Raw genomic sequence first — 18,553 nt, forward strand, 5'->3', positions numbered from 1 at the left:
CGACCGGCTGCGTTAGCAGTCGTAAAATTTCAGCGTTTCCGAGATTTTGCGAGCGCTTCGCACTCGGTCGCGGGCAAGCGCGCTCCTACGGGGGGTTCACACGCAATAGATGTTTAGCCTCATAAAACCGTGCTTCAGCCTTGCGAGAACCTTCCCATGAATGTCCAGATAGCCCTGCTGCTGGGTCAGGACGGCATCACCAACGGTGCCATCTACGCCCTACTCGCGCTGTCGATATTGCTGGTGTTCACCGTCACCCGCGTGCTTCTGATTCCCCAGGGTGAATTCGTCACCTACGGGGCGCTGACCATGGCCGCCATCCAGGCCGGCCACCCGACGCCACTGGCCTGGTTGCTGCTGGTGCTGACCCTGATCGAATGCGTGCTCGATGCCGTGGCCCGCTACCGCGCAGGTCGTGGCGCGCGCATTGACCGGCACATGTTGATCAAGACCGGCTATGCCTTGCTGGTGATTCTGGCGGTGTATCAATTGCCGCTGGCCGATCTGCCGATGGCCGCACAAGCGGTGCTGACCCTGGCGCTGGTGGTGCCGTTGGGCCCGCGCATGTACCGGCTGTTTTTCCAGCCCATCGCCGGCGCCACGCCGCTGGTGCTGCTCATCGTGTCGATTGCCGTGCACGTGGCCATGGTCGGCCTGGGCCTGTTGCTGTTCGGCCCGGAAGGCGCGCGCACCCGACCGTTTTCCGAAGCCGGCCTGGAACTGGGCCCGGTCACCCTCAACAGCCAGACGCTGTGGGTGCTGGCGCTGTCGCTGGTGCTGATCACTACGCTGTTTCTGTTCTTCGGTCGCAGCCTGTACGGCAAGGCTTTGCAGGCCACGGCGGTAAACCGTACCGGCGCGCGCCTGATGGGGATTTCACCGGATCTTGCCGGCAAGGCGACCTTTGGCATGGCGACCTTTATTGGCTGCCTGTCGGGGATTCTGATTGCGCCGATCACCACGCTGTATTTCGACTCGGGCTTCGTCATCAGCCTCAAGGGTTTTGTCGGCGCGATCATCGGCGGGCTGATCAGCTATCCGCTGGCCGCCGTCGGCGCGGTGGCGGTCGGGCTGGTCGAGGCCTTCTCGATGTTCTGGGCCAGTAACTATAAGGAGGTGATCGTGTTCACCCTGATCATTCCTTTTCTGCTGTGGCGCTCGCTGCTCAGCCATCACGTGGAGGAAGAGGCATGAAACCCCGTCACCTGACCCTGGGCTTCATCGCCCTCATGGCCCTGGCGCCGTTTTTTCTGCCGACCTTTCAGGTCACCTTGCTCAACTACATCGGCCTGTATGCGCTGGTGGTGCTGGGCCTGGTGCTGCTGACCGGCGTCGGCGGCATGACCAGCTTCGGCCAGGCGGCCTTCGTCGGCCTGGGCGCCTACACCACCGCTTACCTGACCACCACCGAGCAACTGCCGACCTGGCTGGCCTGGGCCGGTGGCTCACCGTGGCTGGCGCTGCTGGTGGGGCTGGTGTTCACCGCCGTGGTCGCACTGCTGCTCGGGGCGCTGACCCTCAAGCTGTCGGGGCATTATTTGCCGCTGGGCACCATCGCCTGGGGCCTGTCGCTGTATTACCTGTTCGGCAACCTTGAAGGACTGGGCGGCCAGACCGGTATCAGTGACCTGCCGGCAATCAGCCTGTTCGGTATCGAACTGGACAAGGGCGAGAAGATTTTCTACCTGATCTGGGCGGTGCTGCTGGTCGCGGTGCTGATCACCCAGAACCTGCTCGACTCGCGTCAGGGCCGGGCGATTCGGGCCCTCAAGGGCGGCCAGGTGATGGCCGAATCGATGGGCGTGAACACCTTTCGCGCCAAGCTGGTGATCTTCCTGATCTCGGCGCTGTTCGCGGCGGTGTCGGGCTGGCTGTATGCGCACACCCAACGCTTCGTCAACCCGACGCCGTTCGGCCTGAACATGGGCATCGACTATCTGTTCATGGCCTTGATCGGCGGGGTCGGCAGTGTCTGGGGCGCGCTGCTCGGTGCCGGCGTGCTGACCTTGCTCAAGCAATGGTTGCAGGACTGGCTGCCGCTGCTGATGGGCAGCCAGGGCAATTACGAAGCCATTGTCTTCGGCCTGCTGGTGGTGCTGATGATGCAGCGTATGCCCGGCGGGCTGTGGCCGTTGCTGGCCAAGCGTATAGCCCGTGCCCGCCAGCGTCGTCAGGCGCCGGCGGCAACGGCCGCTGAAGCGCTGCCGCGTCGCGGGCAACCGGCCAAGGGCGAGCTGATTCTCGAAGCCCGCCAGGTGACCCGCCGCTTTGGTGGCCTGGTGGCCAACAACGACATGAACCTGAGCTTGCGCGCCGGCGAAATCCTCGCCCTGATCGGCCCCAACGGCGCCGGCAAGAGCACGCTGTTCAACCAGTTGTCGGGCGTCGACACGCCGACCTCGGGCGATGTGATGTTTCTCGGCCAGCGCATCAACGGCATCCCTTCGCGGCAGATCGCCCGGCTGGGCATGAGCCGCACCTTCCAGCATGTGAAGCTGCTGCCGACCATGACCGTGCTGGAAAACGTCGCCATCGGCGCGCACCTGCGTGCACAGGGCAGCGTACTGGCGAGCTTCGCGCACCTGGAGCGCAGCGAAGAGGCTCGCTTGCTGGCCGAAGCGCGCCGGCAACTGGAGCGCGTCGGCCTGGGCGAGTACCTGTACGAAGAAGCCGGCGCCCTGGCGCTGGGCCAACAGCGGATTCTGGAAATCGCCCGCGCCCTGTGCGCCGACCCGTGCCTGCTGCTGCTCGACGAGCCTGCCGCCGGCCTGCGCCATAAAGAGAAACAGGAGCTGGCCGCGCTGCTCGGCAAACTGCGCGACGAAGGCATGGCGATTCTGCTGGTCGAGCACGACATGGACTTTGTCATGGGCCTGGTCGACCGCATCACGGTGATGGAATTCGGCCAGAAAATCGCCGAAGGCCTGCCCGAAACCATCCAGTCCGACCCTGCTGTTCTGCAAGCCTATCTGGGCGTGGAGTGAACCATGAACCCTGTGAACAACCCGTTGCTCGAGATCAAGAACCTGTGCGTGGCCTACGGCAAGGTCGAGGCACTGACCGACGCCAGCCTGACCGTCGGCCAGGGCCAGATCGTCACCGTGATCGGCCCCAACGGTGCCGGCAAGACCACCCTGCTCTCGGCGATCATGGGCCTGCTCGGCTCGCGCGGGCAGGTGCATTTCGACGGCCGTCTGGAAGTGGTGCCCGAAGTTGAAGTGCTGGTGGGCCGGGGTCTTGGCCTGGTGCCGGAGAAGCGCGAGCTGTTTTCCAGCATGAGCGTCGAAGACAACCTCAAGCTCGGCGGCTTCATGCGCTACCGCCAGGGCGACCGCTCGTTCGCCAGCAGCCTGGATGAAATCTACAGCCTGTTTCCGCGCCTTGAAGAACGGCGCAAACAGGCCGCCGCCACGCTGTCCGGTGGCGAGCGGCAAATGCTCGCGGTGGGCCGGGCGCTGATGGCCAAGCCCAAGCTGCTGATGCTCGACGAACCGAGCCTGGGCCTGGCGCCGCTGATCACCCGCGAGATCTTTCGCATCATCGATCAACTGCGCGGCCAGGGCGTGTCGATCCTGCTGGTCGAGCAGAACGCCCGCGCGGCACTGAAAGTCGCCGACTACGCCTATGTGCTGGAGACCGGACAAGTCGCCATGCACGGCCCGGCGGCCAGACTGGCCCACGACCCGCGGGTCATCGACGCCTATCTGGGCGCGGCCAGCAAACACCAAACCATGCTTGCCAGTTAAGGAAACCCCATGGACAACCTCACTCCGCCCGCCGCCCTGCGCGTGTGCATCGCCGGCGCCGGCGCCATCGGCTGCACACTGGCGGCGCGGCTGGCCAACAGCGGCCAACAGGTCAGCGTGCTCGCGCGTGGCGCCGCCCTTGAGGCGATCAACGCCAATGGCGTACACCTGACCGACCTGGATGGCGAGCATCACGCGCAGGTCTTGGCGGCTGCCGACCCGGCTGCGCTGGGTGAACAGGATGTGCTGTTTATCTGCATCAAGGCGCCGGGCCTCGCGGCGCTGCTGCCGACCCTCGGTCCGCTGATCGGCCCGCAAACCGTGGTGGTGCCGGTGGTCAACGGCGTGCCGTGGTGGTACTTCCATGGCGAGGCGGGACGCTTTGCCAACTCGCGCATCGAAGCGGTCGACCCGGGCGGCGCGATCAGTCAGGCGCTGGACCTGCAACACATTCTGGGCTGCGTGGTGTTCATCACCGCCGAAGTGCTGGCGCCCGGCGTGGTGCGCTCGGGCAATCCGCACCTGATGATTCTCGGCGAGCCGGACAACAGCCAGAGCCCGCGCCTGGCGCAGGTGTGCGCGCTGGTCGCCGGCGCCGGCATCGAAGCCCGCGCCAGCGAGCGCATTCGCGATTCGCTGTGGACCAAGATCATCGCCAACCTGACGTCCAATCCTCTGTCGGTGCTGACCGGCGCGACCCTGGCGCAGCTGTATGGCAAGCCGGAGCTCAATGCGGTGGTGGCCAAGATGCTCAACGAGGCGCTGCTGACGGCGGCGGCCTACGGCGCACGTGTCGGCATCGACCCGCAAACCTTCATGAAGATGGGCGCCGACATGGGCGAGGTGCGCACCTCGATGCTGCAGGACTACGAGCACGGTCGCCCGCTGGAACTGCAAGCGATCGGCGATGCCGTGGTCGAGCTGGCCGAGCGTCAGGGCCTGCACATGCCGGTAACCCGCGACATCCTCAACCTGGCGCGCTTTCGCAGCCAGCCGTCTATTTGAACAGCAGGAACCGTCATGAACGCGAACGTTAACCCCGATCAATTCACCCAGCCCGCGCATATCGACGACGCCGAATGGGCGCTGCGGGTCAAGCTTGCCCAGTGCTATCACCTGGTCGACTGGTTCGGCTGGACCGAGGCCATCTTCAACCACATTTCGGCGCGCCTGCCCGGCCCGGCACACCATTATCTGGTCAATCCGTTCGGCCTCAACTACACCGAGATCACCCCGTGGAACCTGCTCAAGGTCGATCTCAACGGCCATAAACTCGAGCCTTCGGACTACGACGGCAACCCGGCAGGCTTTGCCCTGCACAGCGCCGTGCATGCGGCCCGCGATGACATTCAGTGCCTGATCCACACCCACACCACGCCGATTTCGGCGGTGGTGCAAAAGAAGCGCGGCTTTACCCACGACGACTTCTACGGCGCGCAGCTGTATGGCCGCGTCGGCTATCACACCTTTGAGGGCATCACCCTGTTCGATGAGGAAAAGGTGCGGATGATCGAGAGCCTCGGCGACAAGCACGTGCTGGTGCTGCGCAACCACGGCATCGCGGTGGGCGAAAACAGCATCGACAAGGCGCTGTTTCTGCTGTGGACCGTGCAGCGCGCGGCCGAGAACCAATGTGCTGCCGGTGCGCTGGGCGGTGAGGATCACCCGCTGGAAGAAGGCATCGCCGAACGCTGCGCCGGCCTGACTGCGATGCTGATTCGCGAAAGCGGCTTTGCCAGCAAATTCTTCGACGCCATGGTGCGCAAGATGAGCACCGAACGCGGCCTGACCTGGTAAGGATGTGGCTATGCACGCTTTGACTGAACCGCCGATCTCGCGCCTGGATGCCAACGGCCGCCTGCTGACCTGCAACCGGGCCTACGCCGAGATGACCGGGCAGCAGCAAACGGCGCTGCAAGGCAGCGCCTTCGATGCCGGCCTGGCGCCGGCCATGCCGGCCGCGATCGTTGCCACGCTCTGGCGCACGGTGCGCCAGGGCAAACCCTGGACGGGACCGGTGGTCGGTCGCACGGTCGGCGGCGGCCATTACTGGAAGCAACTGTACCTGGTGCCGCTGTTCGATGAAGGCCGCCTCAGCGCGCTGGGCACCGCGTATTTTCCGTTGACCGAGGCCGAGCAACAGCGCGCCGAGCGCCTGTATGCCCGCCTCACCGAAGGCCTTGCACCGTGGCCATGGTCAAGGCGCCTGGGCGCGCTGGCCCGCGAACAGGCGCCAGTGATGGTGGGCATCGGCGCCGCCCTGGCAGGTGCCGGCGCGGGCCTGCTCAGCCCGCTGGTCGGCAGCGTCGTGGCGGTCGGCCTGCTGGCGCAGATCGGCTACAGCCAGGCGCATCGGCATCGCCAGCAGCAACGCTTGCTCGATGCCGGTGGCGATCACTTCAGCGACCCGCTGCTCAGCCCGCTGTATGCGCGCGAGCCCGGCATCCACGGCGAGCTGGCCATGGCCCTGGCCAGCCATACCTGGCGGCTGCACACGGTGATCACCCGCCTGTACATCAACAGCGAGCAATTGCGCAGCCAGGCGCAGATCAGCGCCGGCGTGGTACAGGCCGGCAGCGAAGCGCTGGAAGAGCAGCAACAGCACACCGACCAGGCCGCCACCGCCATCGAACAGATGAGCGCGACTATCGGCGAGCTGTGCAGCAACCTGCAGGCCAGTGCCACCGCCGCCAGCGAGGCCGAGCAACTGGCACTCGGCGCCCAGCAGGTGTCCGAGCGCAGCCAGACCTCGATGGACCAGCTCGGCGAATCGGTGATCGACATGGGCACGGCGATGGGCGAACTGGCCAATGCCGTGGAGGCGATCAGCAACGTCGCCGAAGTGATTCAGAGCATCGCCCAGCAAACCAACCTGCTGGCCCTCAACGCCGCCATTGAAGCAGCACGCGCCGGCGAGTCGGGGCGCGGCTTTGCCGTGGTCGCCGACGAAGTGCGCGGGCTGGCCTCGCGCACCGCCGCCTCCACCGAAGAGATTCAGCACACCCTGCTGGGCCTGCGCAAAGGCAGCCAGCATGGTCTGGCGATGGCCGCCAGCGGCGAACAGGCGGTCGGCCAGGCCCGCAACGACGCCCGCCAGGCACGCACGGCCCTGCAAAGCATCTGCACGCAGGTACAAAGCATCAGCGCCAACAGCCAGCAAATGGCCGCCGCCCTGGAGCAACAAGGCCAGGTGGCCGGCGAAATCACCCAGCAGATCAACCGTATCGCGCAACGCACCGACGCCGAACGCGAACGCGCCAACCAGAGCCGCGACATTGCCCAGGCCTTGCACCAGTTGGCAGACTCGCAAGCGGGCCTGTCCAAACGCTTCATCAAAGGATGATTCGCATGACTGGAAACGTCTATCATTGCGCTTCGTCTCCAGCCGGCCCCTGAGTACTCGATGAGCATCCCGAAAAAAAACCGCAGCCGCTACGACCCCTCAAGCGATGAGTTCTGCAAGGAAGAGTTTCCGTTCTACTGGCTGGCGCGGGCTCATGGGCGCTACACGCAGGTGATGGAAAAAGCCCTGAAAAAGATCGACATGGACCTGTCGACCTGGCGGGTGCTGTGGATCCTCAAGGAAAACGGCGAGTCGAGTATTTCCGAGATATCGATCCACGCCATCGCCAAGCTGCCGACCATCACCAAGATCGTCTACCGCATGAAAGAAGATGGCCTGGTCGACACCGCGACCAGCGTCGACGACGGCCGCGTGACCCAGGTGTGCATCACCGACGTGGGCCTGCAAGCGGTGGAACGTATGCAGGGCGCCACGAAAGAACTGTTCAAGCGCAGCTTCAACGGCCTGACCGAGGCACAGATTCAGCGGCTGAACCGCTTGCTGGAGACGGTGTTTCACAACCTCGAAGATTGACCTCCCATGGCCCGACATCTTGTAGGAGCGCGCTTGCCCGCGACCGGCTGCGTTAGCAGTCGTAAATTTGTGGCGTTTCATCAATTTTGCGAGCGCTACGCACTCGGTCGCGGGCAAGCGCGCTCCTACAGGGCGCGTCCGCGTCAGGCTGATGTACAAAGTCGCAATTGATAATGATTATCGGGACCATGTACGATACGCCGCCTCGGGCAGGACATGTCGCACCTTGCCGAGATATTCGAGCACTCTCTTCTGTGGACCCGTCCGCCAGCAAACTTGACCTTTACCTGGCTCATCGCGCCGCGCTGGTGGATTACGCCGCCCCCATCGTCGGCTGCCGTGCGCGTGCCGAAGATGTGGTGCAGGAAGCCTGGCTACGCTTCAACGCTCGCCAGGACCCGAGCCTTGAGATCAGCCATCCGCTCGGTTACCTGTACCGCATCGTGCGCAATCTGGCGCTGGACCAGACCCGCAGCCTGGCCACCGAACGGCGCCAGCCCGACGGCGACGCGCTGCTCGCCGAACTGCCGTCCAGTACCGCCTCGCCCGAACAGCAGGCCGCCAGCCAGAACGAGCTGCAAATGCTCGCCGACGCGCTGTTGCAGTTGCCCGAACGCACGCGCATCGCCTTCGAGATGCACCGTTTGGGCGGCTATACCCTGCAACAGGTCGCCGCGGCCATGGGCATCTCGGTGGGCTTGACCCATCAACTGGTGCATGACGCCCTGAGCCATTGCGCGAGCCGTCTGGAACGCGGTCATGGCTGAACGCACTGAAAATAATCTGAAAAAAAATCCGCTCCATCCGTCCTTTGCTTACACGGGCGAATCTGTGGCACCCTCGCCCACCCCAAAAGACCCTGGAGCCTTGCCGGATATGTCGCAAGCCGAACCGCGTAATGCCCGTCTGGATATTGCTCTGGACTGGTTGTTGCGTGTCCGCGAAGCACCCGGCGATACGCACCTGCAAGATCAGCTGCGCGACTGGCAGCAGGCCGACCCGCAAAACGCCGAAGCCTTGAGCAAGGCCGAACGGGTCTGGCGCCTGACCGGGCAGATGCAGGCCAGCACCGCGCACTTGTGGCCGACCGTGCCGCCGCAGCCACAGGCGCAACTGACACCTGGCGCCGCACCGGCCAGGCCGCGCCGGCGCCGCACCTTCGCCTGGGCGGCCAGCGCCGCACTGGCGGCCTGTATCGCGGTGGTCATTGCGCCGCGTTTGAGCACGCACCTGGAGGCCGATTACCTCACCGCCCAAGGTGAGCGTCGCACCGTGCAATTGCCCGACGGCAGCAGCGTGGTACTGGATGCCGACACCGCCATCGCCGTGCAATTTACCCTCACCGACCGCCAGATCCGCCTGCTGAGCGGCCAGGCCTTCTTCGAGGTCAAGCCGGACCGCGACAAGCCTTTCATCGTCCATGCCAAGGCGCTGGATGTGACCGTGACCGGCACCGCCTTCAACGTCGACCTGCAAGACAAACGCATCGAAGTCGCCGTGCAGCACGGCTCGGTGAAAGTCGCCGAACCCGACGCGCAACGCCTGCTCAACCCCGGCCTGACCGCGGGCCAGCGCCTGACGTTCGAGCGTGACGACGCTCAAGTACGGCTCGACGTATTACCCGCCGGCCGCATCGCCAGTTGGCGCAACGGCCAGTTGATCGCCGAAAACGCCCGGTTGGGCGATGTGGTCGAGCAGCTGCGCCGCTACTTGCCCGGCACGGTGTGGCTCAAGGATCAGGCGCTGGCCGACAAGCGCATCACCGGCGTCTACGACACCCGCGACCCGGAAGCGGCGCTGCGGGCGATGGCGCAACCGCATGGGGCGCAGTTGAGCCATTACAGTCCGTGGGTGTTGGTGATTACGCGCTAAGCGGCGTTTGCACTAAAAGTAAAAACGGGCCTGCCTTCGTTTGAAGGCAGGCCCGTTTTCAGTCAATCCAGAAGCTTACAACGCTGCTTGCGGACTGCGCCCCAGCACGCGGGTGTACTCGGCCTTGGCGGTTTCTTCAGTGAATTCGCCGGACCATTTGGCAACCACGACGGTGGCCACGCTGTTGCCGATGGTGTTGCAGGTGGCGATGGCCATCGACATGAAGCGGTAGACGCCAAACAACAGCGCCAGACCTTCGGCCGGCAGCACGCCGATGGCCGTGACGGTGGCGGCGAACACCACGAAGCTGCCGCCCGACACGGCGGCGGCGCCCTTGGAGGTCACCAGCATGATGGCGACGATGCCCAGTTGCTGTTCCCAGCTCAGCGGCACGCCGTAGGCGTTGGCGATGAACAGCACGCACAGCGACATGTAGATCGAGGTGCCATCGAGGTTGAAGGCGTAGCCGGTGGGCAGCACCAGGCCGACGCTCTGCTTGGAGCAGCCGAACTTCTCCAGCTTTTGCAGCAGGCGCGGCAAGGCGCTTTCCGACGAGGCGGTGCCCAGCACGATAAAGACTTCGTCCTTGATGTACTTCAGGAAGCGCCACAGGCTGAAGCCCGACAACCGGCAGACGGTGCCCAGCACCACGAAGATGAAGAACGCCACGCAGACGTAGAACATCAGCACCAGGTTGGCCAGCGACATCAACACTGCCGTGCCATTGGCGCCCACCGCGTAGGCCACCGAACCGAAGGCGCCCAGCGGGGCAAACTTCATGATCAGGTTGATGAACTCGAAGAAGGCTTCCGACACCCGGTTCAGGCCGTCTTCGATCACCGCCCGGCGGTCCTCTTTAAGCGCCAGCAGGGCAAAGCCGAACAGGATCGAGATCACCAGCACCTGGAGCAACTGCCCACTGGCGAAGGCGCCGATGAAGTTGTCCGGGAAAATCCCGTAGATGAAGTCCAGCGTCGAGGTCGGCGCGTGGCCCTTGGCAACGGCGGCGGCAGACGCGGCGGCGGTGGCACTGCTGGGGTGGGCGTCGTGCATGCCGGAACCGATTTGCAGCAGGTTGCCCCAGATCAGGCCGATGGCCAGCGCCAGGGTCGACACCACTTCAAAATACACCAGCGCACGCCAGCCGACCTTGCCGACCCGCTTGATATCGCCGGCCGAGGCAATGCCGTGGACCACGGTGAAGAACACCAGCGGCGCGACGGCGGTCTTGATCAGCTTGAGGAAGATATCGCCCAGGATCTTGAACTTGGCCGCCAGTTCCGGGGCAATGAAGCCGAAGGCAATGCCGAGGAACATGGCCGCGACGACCTGAAAGGTCAGGTCTTTGTAGAGCGGTTTTTTTGCAGGACTCGCAGCAATAGCAGCAGACATGTTTGCGATCTCGTTGTTTTTATTGAAAGGCAACTGTCAGAGCCCGGTTCGTGGCCGGGCTCATTAAGATTCAACGCTTGACCGAACCCGGCCGCGCCAGCGCCAGATCGACCATCTGCGGCGCCAGGCCCAGGTAGTTGGTCGGGTCGGTGAGGCGCTTGAGTTCGTCCACGTCCAGTTCGGCGGTGGCTTCACCCTGCGCCAGCAAGGCGTCGAGCAGGCTGATGCCCTGGTCATTGGCCATCCGGCACGCGGCGTAGACCACGTCATGTGCCACCTGCCGGCCGAGTGCCGGGGCCAGGCCCATCATCACCGCCTCGGCGACGATCAGGCCCTGGGTCATGTCGAGGTTCTTGCGCATGCGCTCGGTACGAACATCCAGGCCTGCGAGCATGAACTTGGCTTGTCCCAAGGAAGCCGCGCTCAGGGCGAAGGCTTCGGGAATGGCGATCCACTCGGCCTGCCATGGGCCGGTGGAGCGTTCGAAGTCCTGAATCATCGCATCCAGCATCAGGCCGGCCTGCTGGCGCACGCCCTTGGCGGCGGCGTACATCAGTTCGCAACTGATCGGGTTGCGCTTCTGCGGCATGGTGCTGCTGGCGCCACGGCCCTTGACGAACGGCTCGTAGGCTTCGCCCAGTTCGCTGGTCATCATCATCATGATGTCCAGCGCGATCTTGCCCAGGGAACCGGTCACCAGGCCGAGGAAATTCAGGGTTTCGGCCAGGCCATCGCGGGCCACATGCCAGGTCGCCTGCGGCACGCCCAGACCCAGTTCGGCCATCAACGCCTCCTGCACTTCCAGGCCCTTGTCACCCAGCGATGCCAACGTGCCGGCGGCACCGGCGAACTGGCCGATCTCGACCCGCGGACGCAGCTCGACCAGGCGCTCGGCGTGGCGATCGAACATGCTCAGCCACACCGCGCACTTGTAGCCGAAGGTGATCGGCAAGGCATGTTGCAGGTGAGTGCGGCCGGCCATCGGCGTGTCGCGATAACGCAGCGCCAGGTCAGCCAGCAGGTTGCGCACCGCCTGAATGTCACGCTCGACAATCAGCAAGGCGGCGCGCACTTGCAGGACCACGGCGGTGTCCATGATGTCCTGGGTGGTTGCGCCCCAGTGCACGTAGCGACCGGCTTCGCCACAGATCTTCGACAGTTGCTCGACCAGCGGCAGGATCGGATAACCGACGATCTCGGTCTCGTGCTGCATGTGCGCCAGGTCCAGCGCTTCGTATTTCGAGGTGCGGGCGATCTGCTCGGCCGCCTCGGCCGGAATCACCCCGCAACGCGCTTCGGCGCGGGCCAGCGCCACCTCGACCTCGATGTAGCGTTCGATCAGGGCTTTGTCGGAGAACACCCCGCGCATCTCGGCAGTGCCGAACATGTCGCGGAACAGAGTGGAATCGAAAACGGTGGTGGACATGGCGTGTTCCTGAAATGTTGTTATTGGACCGTACATATTGTTTATGTCCGTACATAATTGTTGCCATCACACTGGTAGACTGTCAACCGGTTGATTTGACGAGGCTGATGAAAGGCATGAACGACGCACGCTATGCGGTGCTGGCAAGGGATCTGATGGAGGGCATCGCCTCAGGGAAATACCCGGTGGGCAGCCTGCTGCCGACCGAGTTCGAGCTGTGCGACCTGTACGAGGTCAGCCGCCATACGGTGCGCGCGGCGATCAACCAGTTGCAGACCCAGGGCCTGGTGTCGCGGCGCAAGCGCGTCGGGACGCGGGTCGAAGCCAGTTCGCCACGCGGCGGCTATTCGCATTCGCTGGCCACGGTGTCGGACCTGGCGCACCTGGCTGAAACCCAGCAGCGCGATATTCAGGAGGTGCGGCATTTCGTGGCCGACATCGCCCAGGCCAAGCGCCTGGGCCTGCAACCGGGCGAGCATTATTTCTGCGTGTCCAGCGTGCGCATCGACCGCGACCACCCTGAAGCGCCGCTGTGCTGGACCGATGTCTATGCGCAACAAGGCTATGCCGAGGTCATCGAGCAGGCACGCGAACAGCCCGGCGTGCTGATCGCGACGCTGATCGAAGCGCATTTCGGCCGCTACATCGATGTGATCGACCAGCAGGTGCGTGCGGTGTTGCTGGACGCCCGGCTGGCGAAACAGCTCAATGCCGAAGCGGGCTCGCCGGGCCTGAATATCCTGCGCCAGTACCGCGATGAGCATGGCGAATTGATCGTGGCCTCGGAGACCATTCACCCGGATGACCGCTTTACCCTGGTGTTGCAGATGAAGCGCGACAGGGCGGTTTAAGGGAACCTCTAAAAACCACTGCGCTTTTTCGCCTGTTTTTGTGGCGCCGCCATCGGTAGTGCGCTGACGGCCTCGGCAACGTTTTTAAAGGCACCCTCAAGGCCGCGCTGTGCGGCAAGTGTATATTTTGTAAATTCACTTTACTCACAAATGAGAAAGCCTATCATCCAGCCCTCGTCCCCGTGCCGAGGGCTCTGGATCAAGGCTTGGCCGATCCTGCGCACTGCGTCCTGCTCTCGTCGCCTCACCCGCCGCCAGGACTTGCCGCCATGTTCAAACCCCTTTCCCTTGTGATGCTTGCCGTACTGGCCACGCCGCTGATGGCCGCTGAACGCACGCTGGACACCGCCTTCGGGCCGGTGAAGCTCGAAGCCACGCCGCAGCGGGTCGTTACCCTCGATGAAGGCAGCCTCGACACCGCGCTGGCGCTGGGCATTCAGCCGGTCGGGACAGTCTCGACGCGCGGCAGCGATCAGGTGTCGGACTATCTCAAGGACAAGGCCGGCAAACCAGGCATCGTCGGCACCAGCCGGGCGCCGAACATGGAGGCGATCTTCAAGCTCAAGCCGGATTTGATTCTGGCGCCTGAAGGCCTGGGCAAGGATGTCTACGCCGCCTACAGCCGCATTGCGCCGACCATCGTCGCCAAGGGTTCGAGCAGCAGTGCCTGGCAGGACAACGCCACCTTCGTCGCCAGGGCACTGGACCGCGAGGCACAGGGCAAGAGCGTGTTGCAGGCCATCGACCAGCGGATTGCCGCGCTGAAAGCCAGGGCGCCGGCCGGGCAAACAGTGTCGGTGGTGCGCTGGAACCCGCAAGGTCCGATTGCCATGTCGAGCAAGATTTTTGTCGGCCAGTTGCTGACCGCCGCAGGCTTCAAGACCACTGAACTGGCCAACAGCCTGAGCAAGCCGCACAGCGATGTGCTGAGCCTGGAAAACCTGAGCAAGATCGACGCCGACTGGCTGTTCGTCGCCAGCCTGAACAGCGAAGGCGCCAAGACCCTGGAAACCGCCCGCGCACAACCGGCGTTCGCGCGCCTGGGTGCAGTGCAGAACAAGCAGGTGGTGGATGTCGACGGCCAGGTCTGGGCCAGCGGCTCGGGGCCGCTGGCGGCGAACAAGGTGCTGGATGATCTGGAGAAGGCGCTGATCAAACCCTGATGACGGCCCTACCCCGCGTTTACCGTTCCCGCCTCATGACCTGCGCCGCCCTGCTGGCGCTGGTCACGCTCGCCAGCCTGCTGTTCGGCGCAGGCGATACCGGACCCGTTCGCGCCGTGCACACGTTGTTGGGCCAGGGCAGCGCCGACGAACGCTTTGTGGTCTTTGAACTGCGCTGGCCGCGCACCCTGCTCGGCCTGCTGGTCGGTGCCGCGCTGGGCGCGGCCGGGATCGTGCTGCAAGCCACCACCCGTAATCCCTTGGCCGAGCCCGGCCTGCTCGGGGTCAGTGCCGGCGCCTCGTTGGCGGTGGTGCTGGCGATTGCGCTGGGGGCCAGTTCGGCCACGGTCAATCTGGGCGTGGCCGTGGCCGGTGCGCTGGCGGGCTGCCTGCTGGTGCTGCTGGTCAGCCGCGTCGCCACGCTGGGCAACGACCCGGTACGCCTGGTGCTGGCCGGTGCGGCGTTCAGCAGTTTGCTGGCGGCTGTCACCTCAGTGATTCTGCTGCACGACCAGCGCAGCGCCGACGAGATCCGCTTCTGGGTCATCGGTGCGCTGGCCGGGCGCTCGGCCGAAACCCTGCTGTGGAGCCTGCCCGGCGTCATCGCCGGCCTGGCGCTGTTGCTGCCGCTGATTCGTCCGCTGGCCAGCCTGGCGCTGGGCGAACGGGTCGCCGCAGGCCTGGGTCATCATCCGCAGTTGATCCGCTTCTGGGCACTGGTGGCCGTGGCGCTGCTGGTCGGCACCGCGACCTCGGCGGCCGGCCCGATCGGTTTCGTCGGCCTGATCGTGCCCTTTGTTGCCCGCCGCCTGGCCGGCCCGGACATTCGCCGCACCTTGTTGCCGTCGCTGCTGCTCGGCCCGTGCGTGCTGGTGGCCGCCGATATCGTCTCGCGCCTGACCGTGCGCCCGTATGAGTTGCCCATCGGGGTGATCACCGCATTCATCGGCGCGCCGATCCTGATTGCGGTGGTGCGCGGCCAACGGATTCCACGCTTATGAACCGGCGTTACCTGCCCGGCTACTTGCCCGGCTACTTGCCCGGCTACTGGCTGGTCCGTCTGGGCAATTATTCGCTGCTGGTGCCCAAGCGCGCCACGGCAGCTGGCGTTGCATTGCTGCTGGCGTTGCTGGCGATCAGTACCGTCAGCCTGGCCAGCGGCGCCGCCGGGCTCAACCCGCTGAGTGCCCTGCTGGCCTTGTTTGGCGAAGGCGATCCGATGAACGTGTTTCTGGTTCGAGAGTTGCGCGTCGAGCGGCTGCTGGCCGGGCTGTTCAGCGGTGCAGCCCTGGGCATCGCCGGTTGCCTGTTGCAGACCCTGGCCCGTAACCGCCTGGCGACCCCCGGCATCATCGGCCTGGACGACGGTGCGACGGCGTTTGCCGTGGCCTCCATCGTCGCCATTCCCACCAGCCTGGCCCCTTCGGCGCTGGCATTGATCGGTGCCTGCACCGCCGCGGCGCTGGCCTTCGGGCTGGGCGGCGGCAGCGGCGCACGCGGTTATCGTTTCATCGTGGTCGGCATTGGCGTGGGGGCGGTGTTCGGTGCGCTGACCAACCTGATGCTGGCCCGCACCGACATCGACAGCGCCAACCAGGCGTACCCCTGGACGGTCGGCACCCTCAATGCCCGGCCCTGGCTGGCGGTACAGATGCTCGGCATCGGCCTGTTTCTGGCGCTGCCGTGCTGCAAGGCCTTGACCCGGCCACTGAGCACCTTGCGTTTCAATGATCAGGTCGCGCGCGGCCTCGGTGTGCCTCTGGGCCGGGTACGCGCTGTCACCCTGGCGCTGACCGTGCTGCTCACCGGCCTTGCGGTCGCGGTGGTCGGCCCGGTGGGCCTGATCGCCCTGGCGGCGCCGGAAATGGCGCGCTATCTGTCGGGGCATCGCGGCGTGCCGCTGCTTAACGCAGGGCTGTGCGGCGCCCTGTTGATGATCGCCGCCGACTGGGCCGGGCGCACCTGGCTGGCGCCGCTGGAAATCCCGGTGGGCATCGTCACCGCCATCGTCGGCGGTCCTTACCTGCTGTGGATTCTGATCCGCCAACCCGTACGGAGCACCCCATGACCCTCGACACCGCGCTGCTGCAGACCGATGCGGCGCCCGCGCGCCTTGAAGCACGCGAACTGAGCCTGGACTACGCACGTGCGCGGATCATCGAACAGCTGTCGCTGAGCCTGCCGCCGCACAAGGTCACGGCCATCGTCGGCCCCAACGGCTGTGGCAAGTCGACCCTGCTGGCCGGGCTGAGCCGTCTGCATTCTCCCAGCCATGGCGCGGTGCTGCTCGACGGTGCCGACATCGCCCGCCTGCCGACCCGTCGCGTGGCCCAGCGCCTGGCCTTGTTGCCTCAGGATGCCAGCGCCCCGGACGGCCTGACCGTACACGAGCTGGTGCGCTTTGGCCGCCAGCCACACCAGGGCGTGCTGAGCCAGTGGTCCGAACAGGATCAACGCATTGTCCAAGCTGCGATTGCCGCCGCCGACTTGCAGGACCTGGAGCACCGCCCGCTGGAGTCGATGTCGGGCGGCCAGCGCCAGCGCGCCTGGATCGCCATGGCGATTGCGCAAGCGACGCCGCTGCTGTTGCTCGATGAACCCACCTCGGCGCTGGACCTGGGGCATCAGATCGAGGTGTTCGAACTGATTCGTGACCTCGCCGCCGCCGGCAAGACCGTGGTCATGGTCGTACACGACCTGTCCAGCGCGTGCCGCTATGCCGACCATCTGGTGGCGATGCAGGCCGGCAAGATCGTCGCCGAAGGTCCACCCGACGAGGTGGTGACCCCGGCGCTGGTCGAGCAATTGTATGGCGTGCAATGCGAGCTGCTGCGCGACCCGCACAGCGGCACCGTGGTGATCGCCGGTGTTCGGCGCCGAGTGGCGAAGACGTGAGCCAGAGCCGTCGCTGCGCATGCAAGGGCATAGAACCGCGAGTTCGGTTGACCGGAAAAAATGTTTCAAGGATGTAACAACGGTGCGTGGTAGCTTCGGTGCATACCCATCACTTTCAGGACGATCATGAACCGCACGCTTCTGGCTCTTGCCTTCACCACGCTGCTGACCCCTGCCCTTGCCCACGCCGCCACTCACTCTGCCAATCCTTCGAGCAGCATCAGCGATGCGCAGTACGCCGATGTGCTGGGCGGTTCATGGCGCGCCAAGGAAAACAGTGCCCGCGACGGCGCACGGCACCCCAAGGAAACCTTGCAATTCTTTGGTTTGCAAGCCAACCAGACCGTGATCGAAATCACTCCGGGTGCCGGCTGGTACAGCGAGATCATTGCGCCGTTGCTCAAGGATAACGGGCATTACATCGCTGCCTTGCAGGCGCCGTCGTCGGGTGATTACTACAAGAAGGCTGCCGACAAGCTCAAGGAAAAATTCAAGGCCGACCCTGAACGGTACGGCAAGGCCGAGCTGGTCGAGTTCGATCCCAAGGCACCGGTGTTCGGCGCGCCGGGTTCGGCCGACCGGGTGCTGACCTTCCGCAACGTGCATAACTGGGTGCTGGCCGACGATGCGCCGGCCACCTTCGAGGCGTTCTTCAAGGTGCTCAAGCCGGGCGGCGTGCTGGGTGTGGTCGATCACCGCGCCAAGGACGGCGCTGACCTTGAAAGCATCAAGAAGACCGGTTACCTGACCACCGATTATGTGGTCAGACTGGCGCTGGACGCGGGCTTCAAATTGCAGGACAGAAGCGAGGTCAACGCCAACCCCAAGGACACCAAGGACTACCCGGCCGGGGTGTGGACCCTGCCACCGAGCTACAAGCTGGGTGAACAGGACAAGGCCAAATACGCAGCCATTGGTGAGTCCGACCGGTTTACCCTCAAGTTCGTGAAGCCCTAGCGTCAGGAGTTCCCGCGGCACTCGCTCATCGCCCGGTATTGCAGGGCGTTGAGCTCACCTTTGGAGTCCTTGTAGACCATCAGTTGTGGCGTGACCTGGCAGGTTTTTTCCAGCGGTGTCTTGAACACCACACGGGCGACATCCAGCGTCATGCCATAGCGATACTCGACGATCTCGGGGGCCGGAAGGTTTTGCCGGCTGGCGACGTCCTGCACGAGGGTCTTGTAGGTGCTCAGGTCTTTGGCCGACACTGAATGATCGGCGCTGGAAGCCTGAGCGGCCAAAGGGGTCAACATCACGATACCGGTGAACAGCAGGGTGGCTAATTTCATGGTGGTACTCCTTCAAAAGATGGAGCAAGGTTAACCACCGGC

Annotated in this window: 18 protein-coding genes; 15 read left to right on the top strand and 3 right to left on the bottom strand. The window is 64.7% G+C overall.

Annotated features, from left to right (window positions below; genetic code table 11):
• Positions 1-156 precede the first annotated feature (156 nt).
• The 9 genes from ACYAS9_RS29070 (at position 157) to ACYAS9_RS29110 (ending at position 9,495) form a co-directional block, all read left to right on the top strand.
• Entirely contained in the window at positions 157-1,194 is a 1,038-nt protein-coding gene (locus ACYAS9_RS29070) for a branched-chain amino acid ABC transporter permease (RefSeq protein ID WP_463571958.1), read from the top strand.
• Positions 1,191-2,984 (top strand): branched-chain amino acid ABC transporter ATP-binding protein/permease, encoded by a 1,794-nt coding sequence (locus tag ACYAS9_RS29075; RefSeq protein WP_463571959.1) that lies wholly within the window; start codon positions 1,191-1,193, stop codon positions 2,982-2,984. The genes ACYAS9_RS29070 and ACYAS9_RS29075 overlap by 4 nt, the downstream gene beginning before the upstream one ends.
• A gap of 3 nt (positions 2,985-2,987) precedes the next feature.
• A complete protein-coding gene (locus ACYAS9_RS29080; RefSeq protein WP_463571960.1) occupies positions 2,988-3,746 on the top strand; it encodes an ABC transporter ATP-binding protein in 759 nt (252 codons plus the stop codon).
• Between the two features lie 9 nt (positions 3,747-3,755).
• Positions 3,756-4,751: a ketopantoate reductase family protein gene (locus tag ACYAS9_RS29085; protein ID WP_463571961.1), complete on the top strand. Its 996-nt coding sequence runs from the start codon at positions 3,756-3,758 to the stop codon at positions 4,749-4,751.
• 15 nt (positions 4,752-4,766) lie between these two features.
• Positions 4,767-5,543 (top strand): class II aldolase/adducin family protein, encoded by a 777-nt coding sequence (locus ACYAS9_RS29090; protein ID WP_459747562.1) that lies wholly within the window; start codon positions 4,767-4,769, stop codon positions 5,541-5,543.
• Positions 5,544-5,553: 10 nt separating this feature from the next.
• On the top strand, positions 5,554-7,089 hold the full coding sequence (locus ACYAS9_RS29095; protein ID WP_463571962.1) for a methyl-accepting chemotaxis protein: 1,536 nt from the start codon (positions 5,554-5,556) through the stop codon (positions 7,087-7,089).
• 60 nt (positions 7,090-7,149) lie between these two features.
• Positions 7,150-7,623: a MarR family winged helix-turn-helix transcriptional regulator gene (locus ACYAS9_RS29100; RefSeq protein ID WP_463571963.1), complete on the top strand. Its 474-nt coding sequence runs from the start codon at positions 7,150-7,152 to the stop codon at positions 7,621-7,623.
• Between the two features lie 254 nt (positions 7,624-7,877).
• The gene (locus ACYAS9_RS29105; protein WP_463571964.1) at positions 7,878-8,390 is read left to right on the top strand and encodes a sigma-70 family RNA polymerase sigma factor; all 513 of its coding nucleotides are present in this window, start codon (positions 7,878-7,880) and stop codon (positions 8,388-8,390) included.
• Positions 8,391-8,499: 109 nt separating this feature from the next.
• Positions 8,500-9,495, top strand: coding sequence for a FecR family protein (locus tag ACYAS9_RS29110; RefSeq protein ID WP_463571965.1), 996 nt, complete (start codon positions 8,500-8,502; stop codon positions 9,493-9,495).
• Between the two features lie 75 nt (positions 9,496-9,570).
• On the opposite strand, the gene dctA is transcribed toward ACYAS9_RS29110, so the two are convergent.
• A complete protein-coding gene (dctA, locus tag ACYAS9_RS29115; protein WP_463571966.1) occupies positions 9,571-10,887 on the bottom strand; it encodes a C4-dicarboxylate transporter DctA in 1,317 nt (438 codons plus the stop codon).
• 70 nt (positions 10,888-10,957) lie between these two features.
• Positions 10,958-12,313: a class-II fumarase/aspartase family protein gene (locus ACYAS9_RS29120; protein WP_463571967.1), complete on the bottom strand. Its 1,356-nt coding sequence runs from the start codon at positions 12,311-12,313 to the stop codon at positions 10,958-10,960.
• Positions 12,314-12,429: 116 nt separating this feature from the next.
• Between ACYAS9_RS29120 and ACYAS9_RS29125 the strand changes: the two genes are divergently transcribed.
• From ACYAS9_RS29125 to ACYAS9_RS29150, 6 genes are all read left to right on the top strand, one after another.
• Positions 12,430-13,164 carry a GntR family transcriptional regulator gene (locus ACYAS9_RS29125; RefSeq protein ID WP_463571968.1) on the top strand — a complete coding sequence of 245 codons (735 nt, stop codon included), beginning with the start codon at positions 12,430-12,432 and terminating at the stop codon, positions 13,162-13,164.
• Positions 13,165-13,433: 269 nt separating this feature from the next.
• Positions 13,434-14,327: an ABC transporter substrate-binding protein gene (locus tag ACYAS9_RS29130; RefSeq protein ID WP_463571969.1), complete on the top strand. Its 894-nt coding sequence runs from the start codon at positions 13,434-13,436 to the stop codon at positions 14,325-14,327.
• Positions 14,328-14,362: 35 nt separating this feature from the next.
• Entirely contained in the window at positions 14,363-15,328 is a 966-nt protein-coding gene (locus ACYAS9_RS29135) for a FecCD family ABC transporter permease (RefSeq protein ID WP_463571970.1), read from the top strand.
• Complete coding sequence (locus tag ACYAS9_RS29140; protein ID WP_463571971.1) at positions 15,325-16,395, top strand: FecCD family ABC transporter permease; 1,071 nt, start codon at positions 15,325-15,327, stop codon at positions 16,393-16,395. The genes ACYAS9_RS29135 and ACYAS9_RS29140 overlap by 4 nt, the downstream gene beginning before the upstream one ends.
• Positions 16,392-17,222, top strand: coding sequence for an ABC transporter ATP-binding protein (locus ACYAS9_RS29145; RefSeq protein ID WP_463571972.1), 831 nt, complete (start codon positions 16,392-16,394; stop codon positions 17,220-17,222). Before ACYAS9_RS29140 ends, ACYAS9_RS29145 begins: the two co-directional genes overlap by 4 nt.
• A 126-nt stretch (positions 17,223-17,348) precedes the next feature.
• Positions 17,349-18,179 carry a class I SAM-dependent methyltransferase gene (locus tag ACYAS9_RS29150; protein WP_463571973.1) on the top strand — a complete coding sequence of 277 codons (831 nt, stop codon included), beginning with the start codon at positions 17,349-17,351 and terminating at the stop codon, positions 18,177-18,179.
• Between the two features lie 2 nt (positions 18,180-18,181).
• On the opposite strand, the gene ACYAS9_RS29155 is transcribed toward ACYAS9_RS29150, so the two are convergent.
• Positions 18,182-18,511: a DUF2790 domain-containing protein gene (locus tag ACYAS9_RS29155; RefSeq protein WP_463571974.1), complete on the bottom strand. Its 330-nt coding sequence runs from the start codon at positions 18,509-18,511 to the stop codon at positions 18,182-18,184.
• Positions 18,512-18,553 lie beyond the last annotated feature (42 nt).

The sequence above is a fragment of the Pseudomonas sp. HP_08 genome (assembly GCF_055284095.1).

What these genes read in the sequence shown, in the direction of transcription:
- ACYAS9_RS29070 (WP_463571958.1), top strand. Translation starts at nt 157, where the DNA reads ATGAATGTCCAGATAGCCCTGCTGCTGGGTCAGGACGGCATCACCAAC.
- ACYAS9_RS29075 (WP_463571959.1), top strand. Translation starts at nt 1,191, where the DNA reads ATGAAACCCCGTCACCTGACCCTGGGCTTCATCGCCCTCATGGCCCTG.
- ACYAS9_RS29080 (WP_463571960.1), top strand. Translation starts at nt 2,988, where the DNA reads ATGAACCCTGTGAACAACCCGTTGCTCGAGATCAAGAACCTGTGCGTG.
- ACYAS9_RS29085 (WP_463571961.1), top strand. Translation starts at nt 3,756, where the DNA reads ATGGACAACCTCACTCCGCCCGCCGCCCTGCGCGTGTGCATCGCCGGC.
- ACYAS9_RS29090 (WP_459747562.1), top strand. Translation starts at nt 4,767, where the DNA reads ATGAACGCGAACGTTAACCCCGATCAATTCACCCAGCCCGCGCATATC.
- ACYAS9_RS29095 (WP_463571962.1), top strand. Translation starts at nt 5,554, where the DNA reads ATGCACGCTTTGACTGAACCGCCGATCTCGCGCCTGGATGCCAACGGC.
- ACYAS9_RS29100 (WP_463571963.1), top strand. Translation starts at nt 7,150, where the DNA reads ATGAGCATCCCGAAAAAAAACCGCAGCCGCTACGACCCCTCAAGCGAT.
- ACYAS9_RS29110 (WP_463571965.1), top strand. Translation starts at nt 8,500, where the DNA reads ATGTCGCAAGCCGAACCGCGTAATGCCCGTCTGGATATTGCTCTGGAC.
- dctA (WP_463571966.1), bottom strand. Translation starts at nt 10,887, where the DNA reads ATGTCTGCTGCTATTGCTGCGAGTCCTGCAAAAAAACCGCTCTACAAA.
- ACYAS9_RS29120 (WP_463571967.1), bottom strand. Translation starts at nt 12,313, where the DNA reads ATGTCCACCACCGTTTTCGATTCCACTCTGTTCCGCGACATGTTCGGC.
- ACYAS9_RS29125 (WP_463571968.1), top strand. Translation starts at nt 12,430, where the DNA reads ATGAACGACGCACGCTATGCGGTGCTGGCAAGGGATCTGATGGAGGGC.
- ACYAS9_RS29130 (WP_463571969.1), top strand. Translation starts at nt 13,434, where the DNA reads ATGTTCAAACCCCTTTCCCTTGTGATGCTTGCCGTACTGGCCACGCCG.
- ACYAS9_RS29135 (WP_463571970.1), top strand. Translation starts at nt 14,363, where the DNA reads ATGACCTGCGCCGCCCTGCTGGCGCTGGTCACGCTCGCCAGCCTGCTG.
- ACYAS9_RS29140 (WP_463571971.1), top strand. Translation starts at nt 15,325, where the DNA reads ATGAACCGGCGTTACCTGCCCGGCTACTTGCCCGGCTACTTGCCCGGC.
- ACYAS9_RS29145 (WP_463571972.1), top strand. Translation starts at nt 16,392, where the DNA reads ATGACCCTCGACACCGCGCTGCTGCAGACCGATGCGGCGCCCGCGCGC.
- ACYAS9_RS29150 (WP_463571973.1), top strand. Translation starts at nt 17,349, where the DNA reads ATGAACCGCACGCTTCTGGCTCTTGCCTTCACCACGCTGCTGACCCCT.
- ACYAS9_RS29155 (WP_463571974.1), bottom strand. Translation starts at nt 18,511, where the DNA reads ATGAAATTAGCCACCCTGCTGTTCACCGGTATCGTGATGTTGACCCCT.